We start from the raw sequence: 17,684 nt of genomic DNA, 5'->3' as shown, positions 1-17,684 counted from the left end.
TATGAACAGGACCAGGCTTTGTTTTTCCATTGTCATGCTGTCGCTCGCTGTGCTGACCAGCTTCCGGGCTGAAAAGCCGGTTGAAAAAGAAGGTATTCAGTGGCTTACGATTGAAGAGGCTTATGCTAAAGTGCAGCAGCAGCCCAAAAAGGTGATGATAGACCTTTATACAGACTGGTGCGGATGGTGTAAAGTGATGGACCGGGAGACGTTTAAAAATAAGGCGGTCATTGATTACGTCAACAAAAACTATTATGCCGTAAAGCTGGATGCGGAGCAGAAAGAAAAGATTACGTTGGGCAAACAACAGTTTGAATACCTTTCTGAAGGCGGGCGCGGGATCAACCAGATTGCACTTGCGCTGACGAACAACCAGCCCAGCTTCCCGACCACGATTTTCCTGGATGATCAGTTTCAGATGATCCAGCCGCTTGCCGGTTACCTCAAACCCAAGGAATTTCATCAGGTCATCACCTTTATCGGCGGCGATTTCCATAAAAAAGAAGCTTTCGAAACCTACAAGTCAACTACTTACGCGAAGCTTTTTCAGGCGAAGTAAAGCCTGATTTCAGATACTCACATTCTTCTATTTGGGTGGATTGAATACAGGCAAAGTGGAAGTCACATTATCATGAGGCATCCGGCAAAGCCCGGACAGTTGGTAGTACCCTATCATGTCGGCAAGGAAGTGAAAAAGGGATTGCTGGCAGCACTTCTCAAACAGGCTGGTATCGAAACAAAGAAGAGATGAAGAAACCGAAAATCACCATGGACATTGTGAAGGAAGATACGGGGTACAGCGCCTTTACTTCTGTCAGGGATCAGTTTATCGGTACGCAGGGAGATGATTTTGATCAACTCAAACAAAATATCTTAGAGGCCGTTAACCTTGCATTTCAGGAGCAGGGATTTACTTACGCTATGGATGAGATTATCCTACGTCCGGATCTTCCCAGCTTTTTTAACTTTTACAAAGTATTGAATGTAAAAGCATTGAGCGAGCGAATCGGCATGAACCAGAGCTTGCTCGCTCAATATATCAACGGTGCCAAAAAGCCTTCGGCAAACCAGACAAAACGTATTTTGCTGGGTGTACAGCAAGTTGGAAAAGAACTCTCTTCGATACAGTTTCTGATTTAAACTGTTTCTCCTTCCTGCATTCTCTCGGCATTTTCAGCAATCCGCAGTTTTTCGATAAATTCCTCAATATCACCTTCCATTACCGCAGGAAGGTTGTATACCGTAAGGCCGATACGGTGATCGGTAACGCGGCTTTGCGGGTAGTTGTAGGTACGGATCTTATCGGAGCGGTCACCGCTGCCCACCATGGATTTACGTTGCGAGCTGATGGCATCATTGTGTTTTTTCAGCTCAATTTCATACAATCTTGAACGCAGTACGCTCAATGCGCGGTCCTTGTTTTTTAGCTGGGAACGTTCGTCCTGGCAGCTTACGACCAGGCCCGAGGGAATGTGGGTCAACCGGACTGCGGAGTACGTGGTGTTTACAGACTGCCCGCCCGCTCCGGAAGACTGGAACGTATCAATACGAACATCATTCATGTTGATCGTCACGTCCACTTCTTCGGCTTCGGGGAGTACTGCTACCGACGCTGCCGACGTGTGAATACGCCCCTGCGACTCGGTTTGAGGTACCCGCTGCACGCGGTGCACGCCCGATTCAAATTTCATTTTTCCATATACATCCTCACCTTCCACCTTACAGATGATCTCCTTGTAGCCGCCGTTGGTACCTTCGGTAAAATCCATAATGGACGAGCGCCATCCCATTCTTTCGAAAAAGCGCTGGTACATCCTGAACAGGTCACCGGCAAAAATTGCAGCTTCGTCGCCACCGGTGCCGCCTCTTACTTCCAGAATGATATTCCGGCTGTCATTGGGGTCTTTTGGAATAAGCAGTTCTTTGAGCACATCTTCCACGACGGCTACCTTCGGTACCAGTTCGTCCAACTCCTCCTTGGCCATTTCACGCAGTTCCTCGTCCTTTTCAGTAGCAATGAGTTCCTTGGTACCCGCAATGTCTTTCAGCAGTTTCTGATAAATTTCAAATTGCTCCACAATCCGGCCCAGGTCCTTGTACTCCTTGCTGAGCTTGGAATACCGGCTGGAATCAGAAACTACTTCGGGCTGAATGATTTGTTGTGAAACCTCCTCGAAACGTTCTTTAATGGATTCTAATTTATCAATCATCTCAGTGAATATCTTTGCGCTCGTCGTTAAAGGCACAAAGATACGTAATTTAGCGCAACCAGCATTTTGGAGAAAAGAGCCTTAAATGCTTTCAAAAAAGCGAAAATAAAAATGAAGCATATCTTATGGATTGCAGCCGTGGCCATGTGCCTGACGAGCTGCGGCAATGAAGGCCGGATTGAAAATACCAAAGAGCTGTCACGCGAAATCAAAGCGTCTCAGATCAAGCGGGTTACCAATACGCAGCTTGTATACTCCGCCGATGAATGGGGTAAAAAGATCGCCCGGATCGCTGAAAAATCACTGACAAGTGAAATTGCCAAGGATCCCAGCCATGCACAGGCAGCCTGTGCGGATCTTTCCACCATGCCTGTAATTGCTGCTCTGGAAAAAGAATATGGCGTGCAGGTATCACTCCTGGGCTCAGCCGATTTGAAAAACCCGGCCCTGGCACCCAAAGAGCGCGAAATTCTGGAAGCCTACCAGTACAGTGCCCGCAGCGGAGCCACGGCCAGTGACAATCTCCAGCAGCTGAATGATACGCTGCTTGTGTACAATGCACCGGTGACGGCAGGGAGTGCAATACGTAAAACATGCCTTACCGCCCAGGATTCTACTTTTGCAGTGTGGCGGCTACTTTTCAGCAAAAAGGAAATTATCCGCAAGCTGGATGCCAAACAGCTGAAATAAGTCCAGCCGGGTTTGTTACTTTCCTACGACTTTATAGATATCATACCAGTCTTCATGGCTCAATTTGATTTCTGAGGCACTTGCTGCATTGCGGATCCGGCTTTCTGACAACGAGCCGATAATCGGCAGGGTACCCAGCTTCATCAGCCAGGCTACGGCAGTTTGCTCAATGTTCGCGTCGTACTTCCGGCTGATTTCCTGCAATTTGGCCCGTAGCCGCACTGCTTTTTCATCGGAACCATTCAGGATTTTTCCACCTGCCAGCGGCGCCCATGCCAGCGGCTTGCTGAAACGCTGCTTGATAAAGTCAATGCGGCCGTCTTCAATAGCAGCCGTATTCATCAGATTGAGCTCAATATGGTTGGTAACGATCGGAATGCGGAGGTAGGAGGCAAGCAGCTGGTGCTGAAATACCGTAAAGTTGGTCACGCCGATATGCCTCGCCTTCCCGGAAGTAACAACCTCTGCCAAGGCAGCCGCAGTCTCTTCGGGATCAGAAAGAATATCACTTTGATGCAGCAGGAAGATATCGAGATAGTCTGTCTGAAGTCTTTTCAGCGAACCTTCAATGCTTTTGAGGATATGTTCGCGGGAGTTGTCGTAATACGTAAGGTAGCCGTTTTCAGACTTGCGGATACCGCATTTGCTGAAAAGCACAATGTCTTCCCGTTTAAAAGATTTCTGCCGGATGAGCTTACCGAAATGCTCCTCGATGGTAAAATCGCCATATACGTCGGCGTGATCGAAAGTGTTAATGCCCAGTTCCAGGCAAAGGCTTACCGTTTTTTCTATCTGCGAAGTAGTGACGGAACCTTCGTCCGTCCAGCGCCAGAAACCATAAATAGCTTCTGAAACTTTCGGTCCGGAATCACTAAGACTAACTTTTTTCATACGGCATTCATTTAAGTGCAAATGCAAATATCTACTTATCCATCCTTTTATCTTTCACGATCAGGTAAAAATCATTTTCCAGCTTAACATAGCTATAATCGTATACGAAGCGGTAAATGCTACCTTTCGGGCAGTGGTGAAGGCTCGTGATCAGGTCAAAATCAAACCCTTTGTGGACCAGCGTGCTTCTGGTGATTTTTGATTTGTCTCCCGGGCAAAGCTCTTCAAGTATTCTCCGGTTTTTACGGAGCTGGTTGTTCATGTTTCTGACTACATTGTATGCGTCAGAGTTCAGGCGGTTGTTGTGACTGTTGCGGCACAGGTCCGAGCAGAATTTCTTGTCAATACGGCCCAAAAGAGGTTTTTTGCATTCAAGGCAAAGTCTCATTACGGTCTTATTTTAAACTCCCGGCAACAATGTTCCGGGCGCGTGTGCATAGATCTTCGTTTGCAATATAGCAAAACACCTGAAAGGATTTGAAGTGCGTTTTTTTGTGTGCAAACAAAAATAGCCGGTCTGCACCGGCTATTGAGGTAACTTTATAATAAGCTTTACATCAAACTTTTTTCGAGGACCAGCTTCCATTCGCGGTATGCTTCGCGTGTACTTTCCTGCAAAACCGGATCAGGCTCAATGGTTTTCAAAGCAGACAAACCTTCAAAAGCTTCTTTCCTGTTTTTATAATAACCCAGACCAAAACCTGCCGCACGTGCCGCGCCCTGTGCTCCGTCTGTATTGTAAAGCTCCACGGTAGCGCCCGAAACATTCGCGAAAGTTTCCCTGAAAATGGGACTGAGGAACATATTTGCCTCTCCTGCGCGGATGTTATTCAGCGATACACCTACGGTTTCCATGATCTCCATGCCATAATACAGAGCGAAAACAATGCCTTCCTGTGCCGCCCTGGTAAAATGTGCGGCTTCGTGCCGGCTGAACTGGATGTTCTTGAAGGTAGCCCCGGGGTCGCGGTTTTCGAGCATGCGCTCGGCACCATTTCCAAAAGGGAGACAAAGCAGGCCGCCTGATCCTACCGGTGCTGCCGCAGCCAGTGCATTCATTTCGGGGTAGGAGATATTCCCTTTAAAAAGGGAGTTGCGCAGCCAGCCATTGAGGCTGCCGGTGCCATTTACACAAAGCAAAACCCCGTACCGCGCCGCTTCCGTGAGCGGATTAACGTGCAGAAACGTATTTACCCTCGACTGGTGATCAAACTTGATCTGGTCGCTGACCCCGTACACGACACCCGAAGTGCCCGCCGTGGCAGCTACTTCACCGGGTTCAAGCACGTTGAGTGAAAATGCGTTGTTGGGCTGGTCACCTGCCCGGTACGTCACCGGAATGCCTGTGCGCAGGCCAAGTTCCAAAGCTGCACCGGCCGAAATCCTGCCCTGCTCGCTGAACGTAGGTTGTACTTCTGCAAGCAGCCCTGAGCTGAAACCGAAATAGTCAAACAGAAAGTCGGCGGGACGGTTGTTTACAAAATCCCAGGATATTCCCTCTGATAAGCCCGAGGGAGTGGTAACCACCTCGCCCGTCATGCGTGCAGCCAGGTAATCGCCCGGAAGCATAAATTTGTGGATCCTGGAATAAATTTTAGGTTCATGCTCCTTCACCCAGCCCAGCTTGGAAGCCGTAAAGTTGCCCGGAGAATTGAGCAAATGTGGAAGCACATATTCCTCCCCAAGCGATTGCATGGCTTTATTCCCGATTTCCACAGCCCGGCTGTCGCACCAGATAATGGAAGGACGTAATACATTCAACTGCTCATCCACCACCACAAGTCCGTGCATCTGATAGGAAATCCCGATTGCACCCACTTCGTCGGGAGCAATGCCGGCTTTCTGCATGACGGCGCGCGACGCCAGGCAGGCATTTTCCCACCAGAGCTCAGGGTGCTGCTCGGCAAATCCGGGCTGAGGAGCGGCAATGCTCATTTCTCTTTCGGGATAAAATGCGGAGGCCGCAACTGCTCCGGTGTCGGCGTTCACCAGACAGGCTTTAACTGATGAGCTGCCCAGGTCGAATCCTAGAAGATACATGGTGGATGAGAGTATGGTTAATGGTTAATTCCATCGCAAAAAAATATAAAATTTTTCAAATAAATGTCAGATTTCCCACATTTAAAGTGTGAAACTTACACTTAAACGGCGTGATCCCGCTCAGTGTGGAAAAAGCGCTTTCCTGTGGCTGCCGGCGTCGAAAGAATTCCATTTCAGACCCATATAATTTAGACGCGGGAACCTGTTTAAGGTCTATTTTGTGTTTATCTTGCAATGAGTTAGCCCTCCCGTGTTCTTGGCGGGGTGGCGTTATATAAACATCCTTTATCGGGAAATATGAAAAGAGCTTTACAAATTCTTGTCTCTGGCGGGTTTATTATGTGTTGTGCCGGCTTTCGGGGAGACGATGGCAGGTGGGAAAAAGCGTTCAGGCGGCTGGATAATGAGGTGAGAACCAATAGCAAGGCATATGCAACCCTGGGGGACGCCACCAAGTCCATAGGCCATCGGCTGACAGGCAGCGTCAATGGAGAAAAAGCGGAGGATTATGCATTCAGGTTGCTCAAAAGCTATGGATTTACGGATGTAAAGTACCAGCCTTTCGAAGTAGAGGCCTGGATGCGCGACACGGTAACACTTTCCATTGCTCCCGGTAGCAGTGACAATTTCAGGGAAGTTCCGGTGGTATCCCTGGCACATTCACCCGTGGAAGCCAACATGCAGGGTGAGATCGTGGATGTAGGTAACGGACTGGAAGAGGATTTCGAGGCTGTGCGCGAGAAAGTCAAAGGAAAAATTGCTCTGGCGAATATCAATCTTGCAGGTGTAACGGGCAAAAAGAACCTGCATAGGTCTGAGAAAACCGCACTGGCGATCAAGTATGGTGCCAAAGGGATGATTATGGTCAATGGTGCTCCCGGCAAAATACTCCTTACCGGCACTGCCTCTGTAACCGGCGCCATTATTTCCATTCCGGCAGTTTGTATATCTAGTGACAGCGGTAATGAAATCCGCAAATGGATGCAGGACGAAGGCCCTCTCGAAGCGCACATCAACATGCAGAACATTTCCAAACCCATTAAAGCACGGAATGTCATTGCCACGCTCAAAGGAAAATCGGATGATAAAGTCATCATCGGCGGCCACCTCGACTCCTGGGACCTGGCGACGGGTGCCATCGATAATGGTATCGGCTCTTTTGCCGTAATGGATATCGCAAGAACATTCAGGGCATTAAAATTCAAGCCCGAGCGTACAGTGCAGTTTGTCCTGTTTATGGGAGAAGAACAAGGCCTGCTGGGTTCCAAGCATTTTGTGGAAGAACTGAAAAAATCGGGGGGTATAGATAAGGTCAGCTATATGATGAACCTCGATATGACCAATGATCCGCAGGGACTGAATGCCTTTGGAAGGGATGAGATGAACGAGTTTTTTGGGACCATCGGCTCCACAATTCATCATATTGACCAAAATTATAAAAACGAGTCGCTCAACCGCGCCGGCCTGCACAGCGATCACCAGCCGTTTATGCTGGAAGGCGTGCCTGTGGCCGGATTGTCCGGACACCTGGATCCCTCGGTGCTGCAATGCTACCATGCCGATTGCGATGATTTCGATCTGGTCAACAAAGAACAGCTTGAAAATACGGTGCGCATTGCATCCATGTATTTGTATGCACTCGCCAATACCAGCAGCATTGCCGTAAAACGACTCTCCGACAGCAATACACGGGATTACCTGATTTCGCAGGGACTCAAAGAAGAGCTGGTGATCGGGCAGGAGTGGCGATGGAAAAACTAGCATTCACGGTACCGGCCGGAACATACGTTCCGGCTTTTTTTATGTACAAAGTCCAATGAACCTGCCGGATGTTGGCCCGATCTGCGCATATTTGCGGCCCTGAACATTTGCAGATCCCATGCTCGTTTTTCCTAATGCCAAAATCAACATTGGGCTGAATATCACCGAAAAACGCCCCGACGGCTACCATAACATAGCATCCTGCTTTTACCCGGTAGGCTGGTCCGATGCGCTTGAAATCACCCCGTCAGCACAATTCACTTTTACGGCTGAGGGTATCGGTATACCTGAAGATGGCTCCGAAAACCTGTGTGAAAAGGCCTACCGGCTGCTCGCCGCGGAGTATCAGCTCGGCCCGGTACACATGCACCTGCTCAAAGGAATTCCGGTTGGTGCCGGCCTGGGTGGAGGGTCAGCCGATGCTGCATTCGCCATCAAGGCACTGGATCAGTATTTTGATCTGAAAATTTCTTTTGAAAAACAGCTGGGTTTTGCACGTAGATTGGGTAGTGACTGTGCTTTTTTCATTCTCAACAAGCCAGCCTACTGTTTTGAAAAAGGCGATCGTTTTGAGGCTTTGGAGCTGAACCTGACGGGAAAATGGATTGTTCTGGTTAACCCGCGCCTGCATATTTCTACCGCTGAGGCATATGCCGGCATCAGGCCCCAACAAACCGGGGAGGATCTGCGTACGTTATTGAGCAGGCCGGTATCTGAATGGAGGGGAAGAGTAAAAAACGATTTTGAAGCAACCCTTTTTCCAAAATACCCTCTTTTGCAGGAGATCAAGAACACGTTGTACCAGCAGGGAGCGTTATATGCTTCTATGAGTGGATCGGGGTCCACGTTGTACGGGATTTTTGATTCTGAAACAGATTTGAAAACCATTTTCAGCGACTATATAGTGTGGCAGGGTTTTCTGGGGTAACTTCCCGGAAACATTCAGGCATAAAGATTGTTCACAGGGGCGTTCACAGCCGGAAAGATGAGAAAGATGAGTCCAAAACACACCACCAGAACAAGGGAAAATCCTTTCACCCGGCGACGCGAGCCTCTGGGGTTTATGCTATGGCTGGGCGTTGTGGGCAGCTCACTGGTTTTTACAACCATTTTCATCATTTTTCTTTTGCATGCCCGCAAAGAAAGCAGCCACCTCATTGCCCTGCCCGACATGTTCTGGCTGAGTACGCTGGTGATCATGTTTAGCAGTATCACCCTCCATGAGGCTAACCTGGCTTTTACCAGCGAGCGCTTTCTGCATTACCGGGTTTTTCTGGGATCTACCCTCATTCTCGGGCTGAGCTTCATGCTGCTGCAGATTACCGGATGGACGGAGATGATGAATGCGGGTGTTTTTAAAACTGTCAACACAGCCGCCGGATTCGTGTACCTGCTTACCGGCCTGCATTTGCTGCATATTCTTGCAGGAGTTTTCTACCTGATCAATCTGTTCAGAAAAGCTGTCAAAAACAGGACGTACGTGGATTCTTTTGTGTACAGTGTGAATCCGCCCAACCGTCTTCGTATCCGTCTTTTTACCACTTACTGGCACTTTACCGGCGCACTCTGGCTGGTCGTGTTTCTCTTTCTTGTAGTGCTTTACTAGAAATGAGGGTAGCCGCAAAGCTTCTTACTTTTTCAGGATCTTGAACTCTACGCGGCGGTTTCGCTGCTGTCCTTCGGGGGTATCATTTTTCGCTACCGGCACGGTTTCTCCATAACCTTTACTTGCGACACGGTCGGGCTCAATGCCTTTTCCGATCAGGTATTCGCGAACACTGTCAGCCCTGTCCTGTGATAGTTTCTGGTTGAACTCCGCCGTACCTACGTTATCGGTGTGACCGCCCAGCTCAATGCTTAGTGACTTGTTGTCCGTCATGGTAATCGCTATGCGGTTCAGTTCGGGGTAAGATTCGCTGCTGAGGGCTGACTTACCTGTCGCAAAGAAGATGTTGTTGAGCCTTACGATCTGTCCTTCCTCGATGGGAATAAGCTTCAGGGATTTATTGCTGATTTCCTTGTACCCTTTTTCTTTTGAAGTGGAGTCGGTCAGGTCTACGTTTTCACCCTCTGCAATAAAGTTGGGCGCTACGGCACGCATGCTGTATTTCTGGCCATATGGCAGTACCAGCTTGTAATCACCGGTAGTAGGGTTGGTAGTGGCAGTACCTACTTCCTCTCCGGTTTCCAGGTTTTCATAAATAATGGTGGCTTCTACCGGCTTGCCTGTTTTGGAGTCGATTACTTTCCCGCTTACCATTACTACCGGGTCAGATGCCGGGATGTTGGCGATCGGCGCTTCGGTACTATCGCCCTCTGTGGGTTTGGGCCGGAGGTTGAAGCGTACAATGTCGCCTTTACCTTCTGTACCTTCAAAGGAAACCATGTAGGCATAATCACCCACAGCCGAGATCGTGTAATAGGCGTCGTAGCCCGGCGTGTTGATCGCCGCACCCAGGTTTACAGGCCGTGACCAGCGTTTCCACGTCCGGTCGATCCGCTTGCTGTAATAAATATCGTTGCTTCCCTGCCCGCCTTTACGGTCGCTTGAAAAGTACAGTGTAACACCGTCGGGTGCCAGGAAAGGAGTGGTTTCTGTAAATTCTTCGGTATTGATCTCTGCGCCCAGGTTTACGGGCTTGCTCCATGAGCCGTCTTTTTGCTTGAATGTAACATACAGGTCGTCCACTTTGCTGTTCTTCTTTTCACTGAAAGACATCACAAGCGTTTTGCCGTCATTGGAAAGAAACCCGCAGTCAAACTGGCCTTTGCTGATCTTGGCATAGCCCGGAATGTCGAGTTTATTGGGTGGTGTCCATCCCCGCGCCGTTTTCTTGCTGGTCGAAAATCCCCTGGTTTCATATACCCCGTTTTTATAGGAACCTTTGATGAGCAGGGTATTACCGTCGGGAGTAATGCTGTAAAGACTATTGTAATCCTCCTTGTTGAGGGGAGGTGGCAGCCTGCGGGCAGCAGACCAGTTTTCATTTCTCAGCTCCGAGTACCAGATATCCTGACTTCCCTTGGTACCGCGGGTATTCTGTGGGTGGCTTACGCGGGAAAAGTACAGCGTTTTTCCATCCGGTGAAATAATGGGACTTATCTCATTATACTCCGTATTGATCGTTTTACCAAGATTTTCCAGCTGGGCGCTGGCACAAACAGGTATCAGAAAAAGGCTGGTCAGCAGTAGTGAAATACGCATCGTGTTGAAAGTGTGTTCGGGCAGGTTTGGATACATTGTCCGGTTAATTTTCGCTAACATATAACGAGTTGTCGAGCGGCTTATTTTCAGGATTTTCCAGGATGAAGGTTTCCATCTTTTCCAGTAACCCGGCCGCGCTGTTTGCCACTACGAGCAGCCTGCGGTTACCGGGCTGTAAAAATCCTTCTTCCACCATCTTGTCAAGCTGAAGTAAAAGCAGGTCGTAAAATCCGTTGATATTGAGCAGCCCGATGGGTCCTTCAAAAATCCGGAGCTGTGACCACGTAAGGATTTCGAAAAGCTCGTCAAATGTTCCGTATCCGCCCGGCAATGCAATGACGCCGGCAGACAGCGACACCATCTTGGCTTTACGCTCGTGCATGGTTTCTACCAGGTGCAGCTCGGTAAGTGTTTTATGGGCAACTTCCAGCTTGGCCAGAAAGTTGGGAATGATACCGGTTACCGAGCCGCCATTTTCCATAGCACCATCTGCTACCCGGCCCATGAGGCCCATGTTTCCTCCTCCGTAGATCAGGTGAATGTTTCTCCGGGCCAGTTCGGCACCCAGGGAGTAGGCAGCTTCGGCGTATACAGGGTTTTTGCCCGGATTAGAGCCGCAATAAACAACGATGGAGTGCATTTAAATGGAATAATATTGTTTGAAAAACCAATGTTAATTCGCCAGTATCTCGTCTGCCAGTGCTTTCAGGTCAAGCTCACCAAATGTACCCGAACTCATCAGCAGCAGGTTCGCATTTTGCCAGCTGATTGTTTTCAGGAAATCAGCCAGAGCAGCGGAGTCGGTAAATACTTTCAGGTCATCACGCCTGAAAGCCGTCCGGATATCCTCCTCTGAAATTGCTTCCAGCCTTTTATGTTCAACGGTTAATGGATTGAAATACACAACTGCCACATCCGCAGCTTTCAGCTTTCTGCGATACTGACCCAGAAATGCCTTGTTGAGACTGCTGAATGTATGCAGCTCGGCACAGGCAACAAGCTGCCTGTCCGGGAACTGTTCTTTGAGTGCGGCAGTGGTGGCTTCCACTTTGGAAGGGGCATGTGCAAAGTCGCGGTAAATATGCACGGTTTCATTGCTTCCCAGCAATTCGAGCCGCTTGGCCGCACCTTTGAAGGATTGTATGGCAGCATAAAATTCCTCGTCGGTAATACCGAGCCGCTCACATACAGCCCGGGCGCCGCTGATATTTTTCATATTGTGGTTCCCGAACACCAGCACGGGTACTTCGCCCTGCGCAGTGATGAGTACCGTCCTGCCGTCTTCAATTTTGTACGGATGCGCCACATACGCAATGCTGACTACATCCGGCCGCTCTTTTTGTCCGATCACATCGAGCATATCATCCGTTTCGTCGAAAATAATGGAGCCTGCTTTCGGCAGTGAGTCGGCCAGCAGCTCAAACTGCTTGACATACGACTCCCAGGTTGGGAACACATTGAAATGGTCCCAGGCAATTCCGCTGATTAAAGCAATATGCGGCTGATAATGCATGAACTTGGGAGTAGGATCCACCGGCGAGGTAAAATACTCGTCTCCCTCAATGACGATGAGCGGCGCGTTTTCAGACAACTTTACCATATTGTCAAAGCCTTCGATCTGGGCGCCTACCAGGTAGTTGAACACCCGGTTATTGACGCGGAGCACGTGCAGGATCATGCTGGTAATCGTGGTTTTACCATGACTTCCGGCTACTACTACACGCTGTTTATGCTGACTTTGTTCAAAAATATATTCCGGATAGGAGTATACTTTCAGGCCAAGTTCCTGGGCTTTCAGCAACTCGGGATTGTCCTGGCGGGCATGCATTCCCAGGATTACCGCGTCGAGGTCGGCCGTAACTTTCTCTGGAAACCAGCCTGTAATGGCAGGCAGCAGCCCATACTTTGCAAGCCGGCTGGACGAAGGTTCGTAGATCTCATCATCCGATCCTGTTACAATGAATCCTTTCAGGTGAAGTTCAATGGCGAGGTTATGCATAACGCTGCCGCCGATGGAAATGAAATGTATTTTACGCAAGGATGAAGCTGGATTCATTGAACATGAGTGGATATTTTGGAGCGAAAGTTAGTAAGTTTTGATGTTCGGGCAAATGGAACATGCTGATGCTTTAACACGCAGGGAGCGTTAAGGCTGCCATCTGTTTTTTACAAAACGGATAGTTTACGTACCAGCATCGTTTTTATTTAACAAGAATGAACAGACTTCCTTGCCTGTACATACTATGCAGCACACCTGTATACCAGGGCCGGTAAAGCCTGCCTGAACTGGCCGTCCGGCATTTTCTAGTGCGGCTGAAATGGAATGATCAGGAAAAAGGCAGAAAGTTAAAGCCTGCAAAGGAACGCTTACCGGCAGGACAGGCATATAGCGATTGATGACGGCTTGTCACCATCAGGAAATCAGGCTGATCACACGGAGGTATCGTGCATCCTATACGTACCATAGTGCCTGGAAATGAATGATTTATAAAAGAATAAAGTGCCCAAAGCTGTACATGCAATGCATCATGCAGAACCCTGAGGTAAGCCAAGCATGTGTGTCATGTGTTACAGGGGCAATAAGTGGTATTGTGAAGGGAAGATACGTACATAAAACTAAATGTCAAGAAGTGCTGAATAAATTCGATAGTTCACGACAAAAATAGTGCACTGCCTCCTGGCAGTGCACTTGATCTTATTCTTAAAAATAGGCTGCTATGCCAGCTTTTTGTACTTGATCCGCTTTGGAGTGGCATCGGTACCAAGTCGTTTGCGGCGGTTTTCTTCGTATTCTGAAAAGTTTCCTTCAAACCAGTAAACCTGTGAATCGCCCTCGAAGGCCAGTATGTGCGTAGCTACACGGTCGAGGAACCATCTGTCGTGGGAGATGATCACGGCACATCCTGCAAAGTTTTCAAGACCTTCCTCCAATGCCCGGAGCGTATTTACGTCCAGGTCGTTGGTAGGCTCATCGAGCAGGAGCAGGTTTCCGCCTTCTTTCAGTGTCATGGCCAGGTGTACGCGATTGCGCTCCCCGCCCGACAGGTTACCTACTTTTTTCTCCTGGTCGCCTCCGCCAAAGTTGAAGCGGCCCACATAGGCGCGTGCATTGGCCTGCTTGCCGCCCAGCATGATCCAGTCGTTTCCGTCGGCCACGCTCTGGTAAACCGTTTTGTTGGGGTCCAGGTTATCATGTTCCTGGTCTACATACGCCAGCTGTACCGTATCACCTACATCAAAATGCCCGGTCATGGGTTTGAGCTGGCCGGTAATGAGTTTGAAAAGCGTGGTCTTGCCCGCTCCGTTAGGCCCGATAATCCCGACGATCCCATTGGGTGGTAATGCAAAGCTGAGATTCTCGTACAGCAGCCGGTCTCCGAAACCCATGGAAATGTTATGTGCTTCAATGACCTTATTACCCAGGCGCGGACCGGCAGGAATGAAGATTTCCAGCTTTTCTTCTTTCTCCCGGGCTTCTTCGCCTAGCAGTTTTTCGTATGCTCCCAAACGTGCCTTCGACTTGGCCTGACGTCCTTTGGCACCCATACGCACCCATTCCAGCTCACGTTGAAGTGTTTTCTGACGTTTGGATTCTGTTTTTTCTTCTTTTTTCAGGCGCTCCTGTTTTTGTTCCAGCCATGACGAGTAGTTGCCTTTCCAGGGAATGCCTTCACCCCGGTCGAGTTCAAGAATCCAGCCTGCAACATTATCCAGGAAGTACCGGTCGTGAGTAACTGCGATGACGGTTCCCTTGTATTGTCTCAAATGCTCTTCCAGCCACAATACCGACTCAGCGTCAAGGTGGTTGGTAGGCTCATCAAGCAAAAGTACATCGGGCTGACGAAGGAGGAGCCTGCACAAGGCCACCCTGCGTTTTTCACCACCCGACAAGGTAGCAACGGAAGTATCTGAAGGCGGGCAGCGCAATGCATCCATGGCCACTTCCAGTCTGTTATCGAGGTTCCAGGCATCAGCAGTGTCGAGTTTTTCCTGAACTTCGCCCTGCCTTTCCAGTAGTTTATCAAAATCAGCGTCTTCTTCTCCAAACGCCTCGTTGATCTGGTCAAATTCTTTCAGCAGGTCCACGATTTCCTGAACACCCTCTTCCACTACTTCCCTGACGGTTTTTGACGGGTCCAGCTTGGGCTCCTGTTCAAGCATTCCGACTGAATATCCGGGGGAAAATACCACATCTCCCTGAATGTCCTTGTCGATACCGGCGATGACCCTGAGGAGGGTGGATTTACCGGAACCGTTCAATCCAAGCACCCCGATTTTGGCACCATAAAAAAATGACAAATAAATATTTTTAAGAATGTGCTTGTTGGGAGGGATGATTTTGTTAACCCCCGACATTGAGAAAATAATGGTTTCGTTACTCATTTTTTGTTTAATTTGTGCGTAACAAATATCGTTATATATCCCTACACTTAGCAGATAAAAAAAATTGAAAGGATGGAAAATGCCACATTGAATGATGAATACGGCTACGTTAAAGAAGGCAAAGTATTTTTAAGGGGGTACCTCGATTTCCCCGACCGGCAAATTGGAGAAGTAAAGAGAACAGAGCAGGAAGCGATTGATTATTTTAAAAATCGTTTCAACATTGTTCTGAACAAAGTGGAGCAACTGGAACAGGAAATTGACCAGGCGCTGAATAAAGGTTCCTATCTAACGAAGCTCATTCAGCTGCAACGCAAGCTGAAAGGATTTGACGCCCTGGGCGATTTTGTCCCGCTGCTTAAAAGATTGGAAGAAAAGGAGGAATATCTTAAAAGCCTGATCGAAGTTAACCAGCTTAAAAACCTGGAAATCAAGCGTGCGCTGATTGAAGATCTGAAAGCAGCCGCGGCGATCACGGATTATGCAGCAGCTACCGACCAGATACAGGAAATAAAAGCTAAGTGGATCCGCACCGGTCCGGTGGAGAAAGAATACCAGGAGGAGGTTGAAACCACGTTTCAGACCATCCTGGACGACTTCTTCCAGCGCCGCCGCGATTACTTCGACGAGCAGAACAAGATCAACCAGCATCGTATAGAGGAGTACGAAAAACTGATCAAGATTGCGAAAACGCTCAGCTATGCGAAGGATCTGGATGAAGCCTACCAGAAAGCGCGCGACCTGCGCAATGCCTGGAACGGCATCGGAGAGGTTCCGCCGAAGCGTTTCTTCAAGGTCAACAAGGCTTATCGCCACTTCCTGAAACTGTTTTACGACAAATACAACCTCGCCAAAGGTATTGAGCCCAAAGTGCGCGTTGACCCGCGTATCCTTGAACAGCAAAAGCTGCTTGCCCAGGCCGAGGCGCTGCTGAAACAGCAGGATATTATTGAAGCCTCACAGGAAGCCAAAGTCCTGCTCAGCAAATGGAAGGAGATTAAGGTACCTTTCAAGCTGGCCGACAAGGATTTGGCAGAGCGTTTCCGTATGATCTGCGACAAGATTTTTGAACTCAGCTACCTGGCCAGGGTGATCAGCAGAAAATATCCTGCATTTGAACTCAAAAGTCCCGAGGAACAGCTTCGTACCAAGTACCGCGAGCTTGAATGGCTTGCCAAACGGGAGAAGAGCGACCTGGAATTTGCAATCCTTGAATTTGACAGAACCGCAACGGGTAACCCTGAAATAGACAAGCAGGCTGCGGGACGCATCAATATCCAGAAACGCAAGGTGCAGATGAAAGAACGCATCCTCGCAGAATTTGACAGAAAACTGAAAACCATTACCGGGTAATACTTCCGGATACGCTCACGCTAGGAGCCGACAATTTCACGTAACGACGACTTATTGATCACAAGATTCGATCGCAGTACCCTGGTCTCATATTCGGCCGGGGTACTTTTGCTTTCAATCAGGTCGAGTAAGAGGGAAGTGGCCTGCTGCCCCATTTCAAAAGAAGGTTGCGTGACAGAACTTACCGGCGGATCGAGCAAGGACGACATCGCCAGATCGCAAAAACCAATCACGGCAACATCGTCGGGCATTTTATAGCCAAGCTGCCGCAATGCCCAGTGCACACCCATTGTTATGCGGTCGCTGGCACCAAAAATAGCGTCGGGACGCTCACGGAGCGCCATGAGCTGGTATGTCCGCTCGGTGCCGCCTGCCTGCGTGATTTCACTGTGGCGTACCCATTCCTCCTGAAATGCGATCCCGTGTTTGCGCAATGCATCCTTATACCCTTCCAGCCTGAACCGCGTAATCGACACTTTCTCCGGACCTGCTATGTGCGCAATGCGGCGGCAGCCACGCTGAATCAGGTGTTCCGTAGCTTCAAAAGCACCTTTGTAGTCATCCACCCGTACCTTATGCGTTTGCATGGCATCACTTACACGGTCAAAAAACACCACAGGAATCCCCTGTTCCTGCAATGCCACAAAATGATCAATGTTCTCCGACTGGCTTGAAATAGCTACCACAAGTCCGTCCACACGCCGGGAGGCGATGTGCCTTGATGCTGACAGTTCACGTTCAAGCAGTTCGTGGCTCTGGTAAATCATCGTATGGTACCCGCGGCTGTATGCGATATCCTCAACGCCGCCGATTGCCGACGAATAAAAGCGATTGGCAATGTCCGGCACAATCACGCCGATGGTCTGCGTGCGGTTTTTGAGCAGGCTGATGGCGATGGGATTAGGGTAATAATTCAGCTTTTCGGCCAGCTCCATAACCTTCCGCCTGGTCTCACTGCTGATCTCACTGCTGTCCCGCAGCGCGCGCGATACGGTGGACTTGGATACGTCCAGTGCTTTTGCAATTTCTTTGATGGTAACGGAGACACGTTTCATACCGGCATGCAGGAATAGTACAACAAAGGTGTAAGTGGTAGTACAAGCCGGTAAGATGGCCGGGTTGCATAAATATACAAAACATAGCAGAGTTCC

17 protein-coding genes are annotated in these 17,684 nt (G+C 49.1%); 8 read left to right on the top strand and 9 right to left on the bottom strand.

Features of this window, described 5'->3' with window-relative positions:
• Position 1: 1 nt before the first annotated feature.
• Genes HWI92_RS17430 through HWI92_RS17420 form a run of 3 tightly spaced genes read left to right on the top strand, consistent with a single transcriptional unit; the run spans position 2 to position 1,140 of the window.
• Positions 2–559 (top strand): thioredoxin family protein, encoded by a 558-nt coding sequence (locus tag HWI92_RS17430; RefSeq protein WP_204657631.1) that lies wholly within the window; start codon positions 2–4, stop codon positions 557–559.
• Between the two features lie 3 nt (positions 560–562).
• On the top strand, positions 563–751 hold the full coding sequence (locus HWI92_RS25650) for a type II toxin-antitoxin system HicA family toxin (protein WP_374757905.1): 189 nt from the start codon (positions 563–565) through the stop codon (positions 749–751).
• Positions 748–1,140 (top strand): helix-turn-helix domain-containing protein, encoded by a 393-nt coding sequence (locus tag HWI92_RS17420; RefSeq protein ID WP_204657629.1) that lies wholly within the window; start codon positions 748–750, stop codon positions 1,138–1,140. Before HWI92_RS25650 ends, HWI92_RS17420 begins: the two co-directional genes overlap by 4 nt.
• Here HWI92_RS17420 and prfA read toward each other — a convergent pair.
• A complete protein-coding gene (gene prfA / locus HWI92_RS17415; protein WP_204657627.1) occupies positions 1,137–2,210 on the bottom strand; it encodes a peptide chain release factor 1 in 1,074 nt (357 codons plus the stop codon). The two genes, HWI92_RS17420 and prfA, sit on opposite strands and share 4 nt — an antisense overlap.
• Positions 2,211–2,321: 111 nt before the next feature.
• Between prfA and HWI92_RS17410 the strand changes: the two genes are divergently transcribed.
• Positions 2,322–2,900, top strand: coding sequence for a hypothetical protein (locus HWI92_RS17410; RefSeq protein WP_204657625.1), 579 nt, complete (start codon positions 2,322–2,324; stop codon positions 2,898–2,900).
• A gap of 15 nt (positions 2,901–2,915) precedes the next feature.
• On the opposite strand, the gene HWI92_RS17405 is transcribed toward HWI92_RS17410, so the two are convergent.
• From HWI92_RS17405 to HWI92_RS17395, 3 genes are all read right to left on the bottom strand, one after another.
• Positions 2,916–3,791, bottom strand: a complete 876-nt coding sequence (locus tag HWI92_RS17405; protein WP_204657623.1) for an aldo/keto reductase — start codon at positions 3,789–3,791, stop codon at positions 2,916–2,918.
• A 31-nt stretch (positions 3,792–3,822) separates the two neighbouring features.
• Positions 3,823–4,179: a hypothetical protein gene (locus HWI92_RS17400; RefSeq protein WP_204657621.1), complete on the bottom strand. Its 357-nt coding sequence runs from the start codon at positions 4,177–4,179 to the stop codon at positions 3,823–3,825.
• A 164-nt stretch (positions 4,180–4,343) separates the two neighbouring features.
• The gene (locus tag HWI92_RS17395; protein ID WP_204657619.1) at positions 4,344–5,831 is read right to left on the bottom strand and encodes a xylulokinase; all 1,488 of its coding nucleotides are present in this window, start codon (positions 5,829–5,831) and stop codon (positions 4,344–4,346) included.
• A gap of 297 nt (positions 5,832–6,128) precedes the next feature.
• Between HWI92_RS17395 and HWI92_RS17390 the strand changes: the two genes are divergently transcribed.
• The 3 genes from HWI92_RS17390 to HWI92_RS17380 all read left to right on the top strand — a co-directional run bounded on the left by HWI92_RS17390 (position 6,129) and on the right by HWI92_RS17380 (position 9,198).
• Positions 6,129–7,592, top strand: a complete 1,464-nt coding sequence (locus HWI92_RS17390; RefSeq protein ID WP_204657617.1) for a M20/M25/M40 family metallo-hydrolase — start codon at positions 6,129–6,131, stop codon at positions 7,590–7,592.
• A gap of 118 nt (positions 7,593–7,710) precedes the next feature.
• Entirely contained in the window at positions 7,711–8,520 is an 810-nt protein-coding gene (gene ispE, locus HWI92_RS17385) for a 4-(cytidine 5'-diphospho)-2-C-methyl-D-erythritol kinase (protein WP_204657615.1), read from the top strand.
• Positions 8,521–8,586: 66 nt separating this feature from the next.
• Positions 8,587–9,198, top strand: coding sequence for a cytochrome c oxidase subunit 3 (locus tag HWI92_RS17380; protein WP_204657613.1), 612 nt, complete (start codon positions 8,587–8,589; stop codon positions 9,196–9,198).
• Between the two features lie 24 nt (positions 9,199–9,222).
• Here the strand turns inward: HWI92_RS17380 and HWI92_RS17375 are convergent, their stop codons facing one another.
• The 4 genes from HWI92_RS17375 to ettA all read right to left on the bottom strand — a co-directional run bounded on the left by HWI92_RS17375 (position 9,223) and on the right by ettA (position 15,180).
• On the bottom strand, positions 9,223–10,797 hold the full coding sequence (locus HWI92_RS17375) for an OmpA family protein (protein ID WP_204664654.1): 1,575 nt from the start codon (positions 10,795–10,797) through the stop codon (positions 9,223–9,225).
• Between the two features lie 43 nt (positions 10,798–10,840).
• Positions 10,841–11,437 (bottom strand): LOG family protein, encoded by a 597-nt coding sequence (locus HWI92_RS17370; protein WP_204657611.1) that lies wholly within the window; start codon positions 11,435–11,437, stop codon positions 10,841–10,843.
• A 33-nt stretch (positions 11,438–11,470) separates the two neighbouring features.
• Entirely contained in the window at positions 11,471–12,853 is a 1,383-nt protein-coding gene (locus HWI92_RS17365; protein ID WP_204657609.1) for a UDP-N-acetylmuramate--L-alanine ligase, read from the bottom strand.
• Positions 12,854–13,512: 659 nt separating this feature from the next.
• Positions 13,513–15,180 carry an energy-dependent translational throttle protein EttA gene (ettA, locus tag HWI92_RS17360; RefSeq protein ID WP_204657607.1) on the bottom strand — a complete coding sequence of 556 codons (1,668 nt, stop codon included), beginning with the start codon at positions 15,178–15,180 and terminating at the stop codon, positions 13,513–13,515.
• A 72-nt stretch (positions 15,181–15,252) separates the two neighbouring features.
• Between ettA and HWI92_RS17355 the strand changes: the two genes are divergently transcribed.
• The gene (locus HWI92_RS17355; RefSeq protein WP_204657605.1) at positions 15,253–16,533 is read left to right on the top strand and encodes a DUF349 domain-containing protein; all 1,281 of its coding nucleotides are present in this window, start codon (positions 15,253–15,255) and stop codon (positions 16,531–16,533) included.
• Positions 16,534–16,553: 20 nt separating this feature from the next.
• Here HWI92_RS17355 and HWI92_RS17350 read toward each other — a convergent pair whose 3' ends face one another.
• Entirely contained in the window at positions 16,554–17,588 is a 1,035-nt protein-coding gene (locus tag HWI92_RS17350; protein ID WP_204657603.1) for a LacI family DNA-binding transcriptional regulator, read from the bottom strand.
• Positions 17,589–17,684 lie beyond the last annotated feature (96 nt).

Origin of the sequence: Dyadobacter sandarakinus, from assembly GCF_016894445.1 — a bacterium.
Taxonomy (GTDB): Bacteria; Bacteroidota; Bacteroidia; order Cytophagales; family Spirosomataceae; genus Dyadobacter; species Dyadobacter sandarakinus.
The sequence above is the reverse complement of the archived record's forward strand: the minus strand, read 5'-3'. Positions and strand labels throughout refer to the sequence as shown.

Excerpts from the sequence above, each read along its gene's own strand:
- HWI92_RS17350 (WP_204657603.1), bottom strand. The coding sequence starts at position 17,588 with ATGAAACGTGTCTCCGTTACCATCAAAGAAATTGCAAAAGCACTGGAC.
- HWI92_RS17370 (WP_204657611.1), bottom strand. The coding sequence starts at position 11,437 with ATGCACTCCATCGTTGTTTATTGCGGCTCTAATCCGGGCAAAAACCCT.
- HWI92_RS17420 (WP_204657629.1), top strand. The coding sequence starts at position 748 with ATGAAGAAACCGAAAATCACCATGGACATTGTGAAGGAAGATACGGGG.
- prfA (WP_204657627.1), bottom strand. The coding sequence starts at position 2,210 with ATGATTGATAAATTAGAATCCATTAAAGAACGTTTCGAGGAGGTTTCA.
- ispE (WP_204657615.1), top strand. The coding sequence starts at position 7,711 with ATGCTCGTTTTTCCTAATGCCAAAATCAACATTGGGCTGAATATCACC.
- HWI92_RS17375 (WP_204664654.1), bottom strand. The coding sequence starts at position 10,797 with ATGCGTATTTCACTACTGCTGACCAGCCTTTTTCTGATACCTGTTTGT.
- HWI92_RS17365 (WP_204657609.1), bottom strand. The coding sequence starts at position 12,853 with ATGAATCCAGCTTCATCCTTGCGTAAAATACATTTCATTTCCATCGGC.
- HWI92_RS17390 (WP_204657617.1), top strand. The coding sequence starts at position 6,129 with ATGAAAAGAGCTTTACAAATTCTTGTCTCTGGCGGGTTTATTATGTGT.
- HWI92_RS17380 (WP_204657613.1), top strand. The coding sequence starts at position 8,587 with ATGAGTCCAAAACACACCACCAGAACAAGGGAAAATCCTTTCACCCGG.
- ettA (WP_204657607.1), bottom strand. The coding sequence starts at position 15,180 with ATGAGTAACGAAACCATTATTTTCTCAATGTCGGGGGTTAACAAAATC.
- HWI92_RS17405 (WP_204657623.1), bottom strand. The coding sequence starts at position 3,791 with ATGAAAAAAGTTAGTCTTAGTGATTCCGGACCGAAAGTTTCAGAAGCT.
- HWI92_RS17430 (WP_204657631.1), top strand. The coding sequence starts at position 2 with ATGAACAGGACCAGGCTTTGTTTTTCCATTGTCATGCTGTCGCTCGCT.
- HWI92_RS17395 (WP_204657619.1), bottom strand. The coding sequence starts at position 5,831 with ATGTATCTTCTAGGATTCGACCTGGGCAGCTCATCAGTTAAAGCCTGT.
- HWI92_RS17400 (WP_204657621.1), bottom strand. The coding sequence starts at position 4,179 with ATGAGACTTTGCCTTGAATGCAAAAAACCTCTTTTGGGCCGTATTGAC.
- HWI92_RS17410 (WP_204657625.1), top strand. The coding sequence starts at position 2,322 with ATGAAGCATATCTTATGGATTGCAGCCGTGGCCATGTGCCTGACGAGC.
- HWI92_RS17355 (WP_204657605.1), top strand. The coding sequence starts at position 15,253 with ATGGAAAATGCCACATTGAATGATGAATACGGCTACGTTAAAGAAGGC.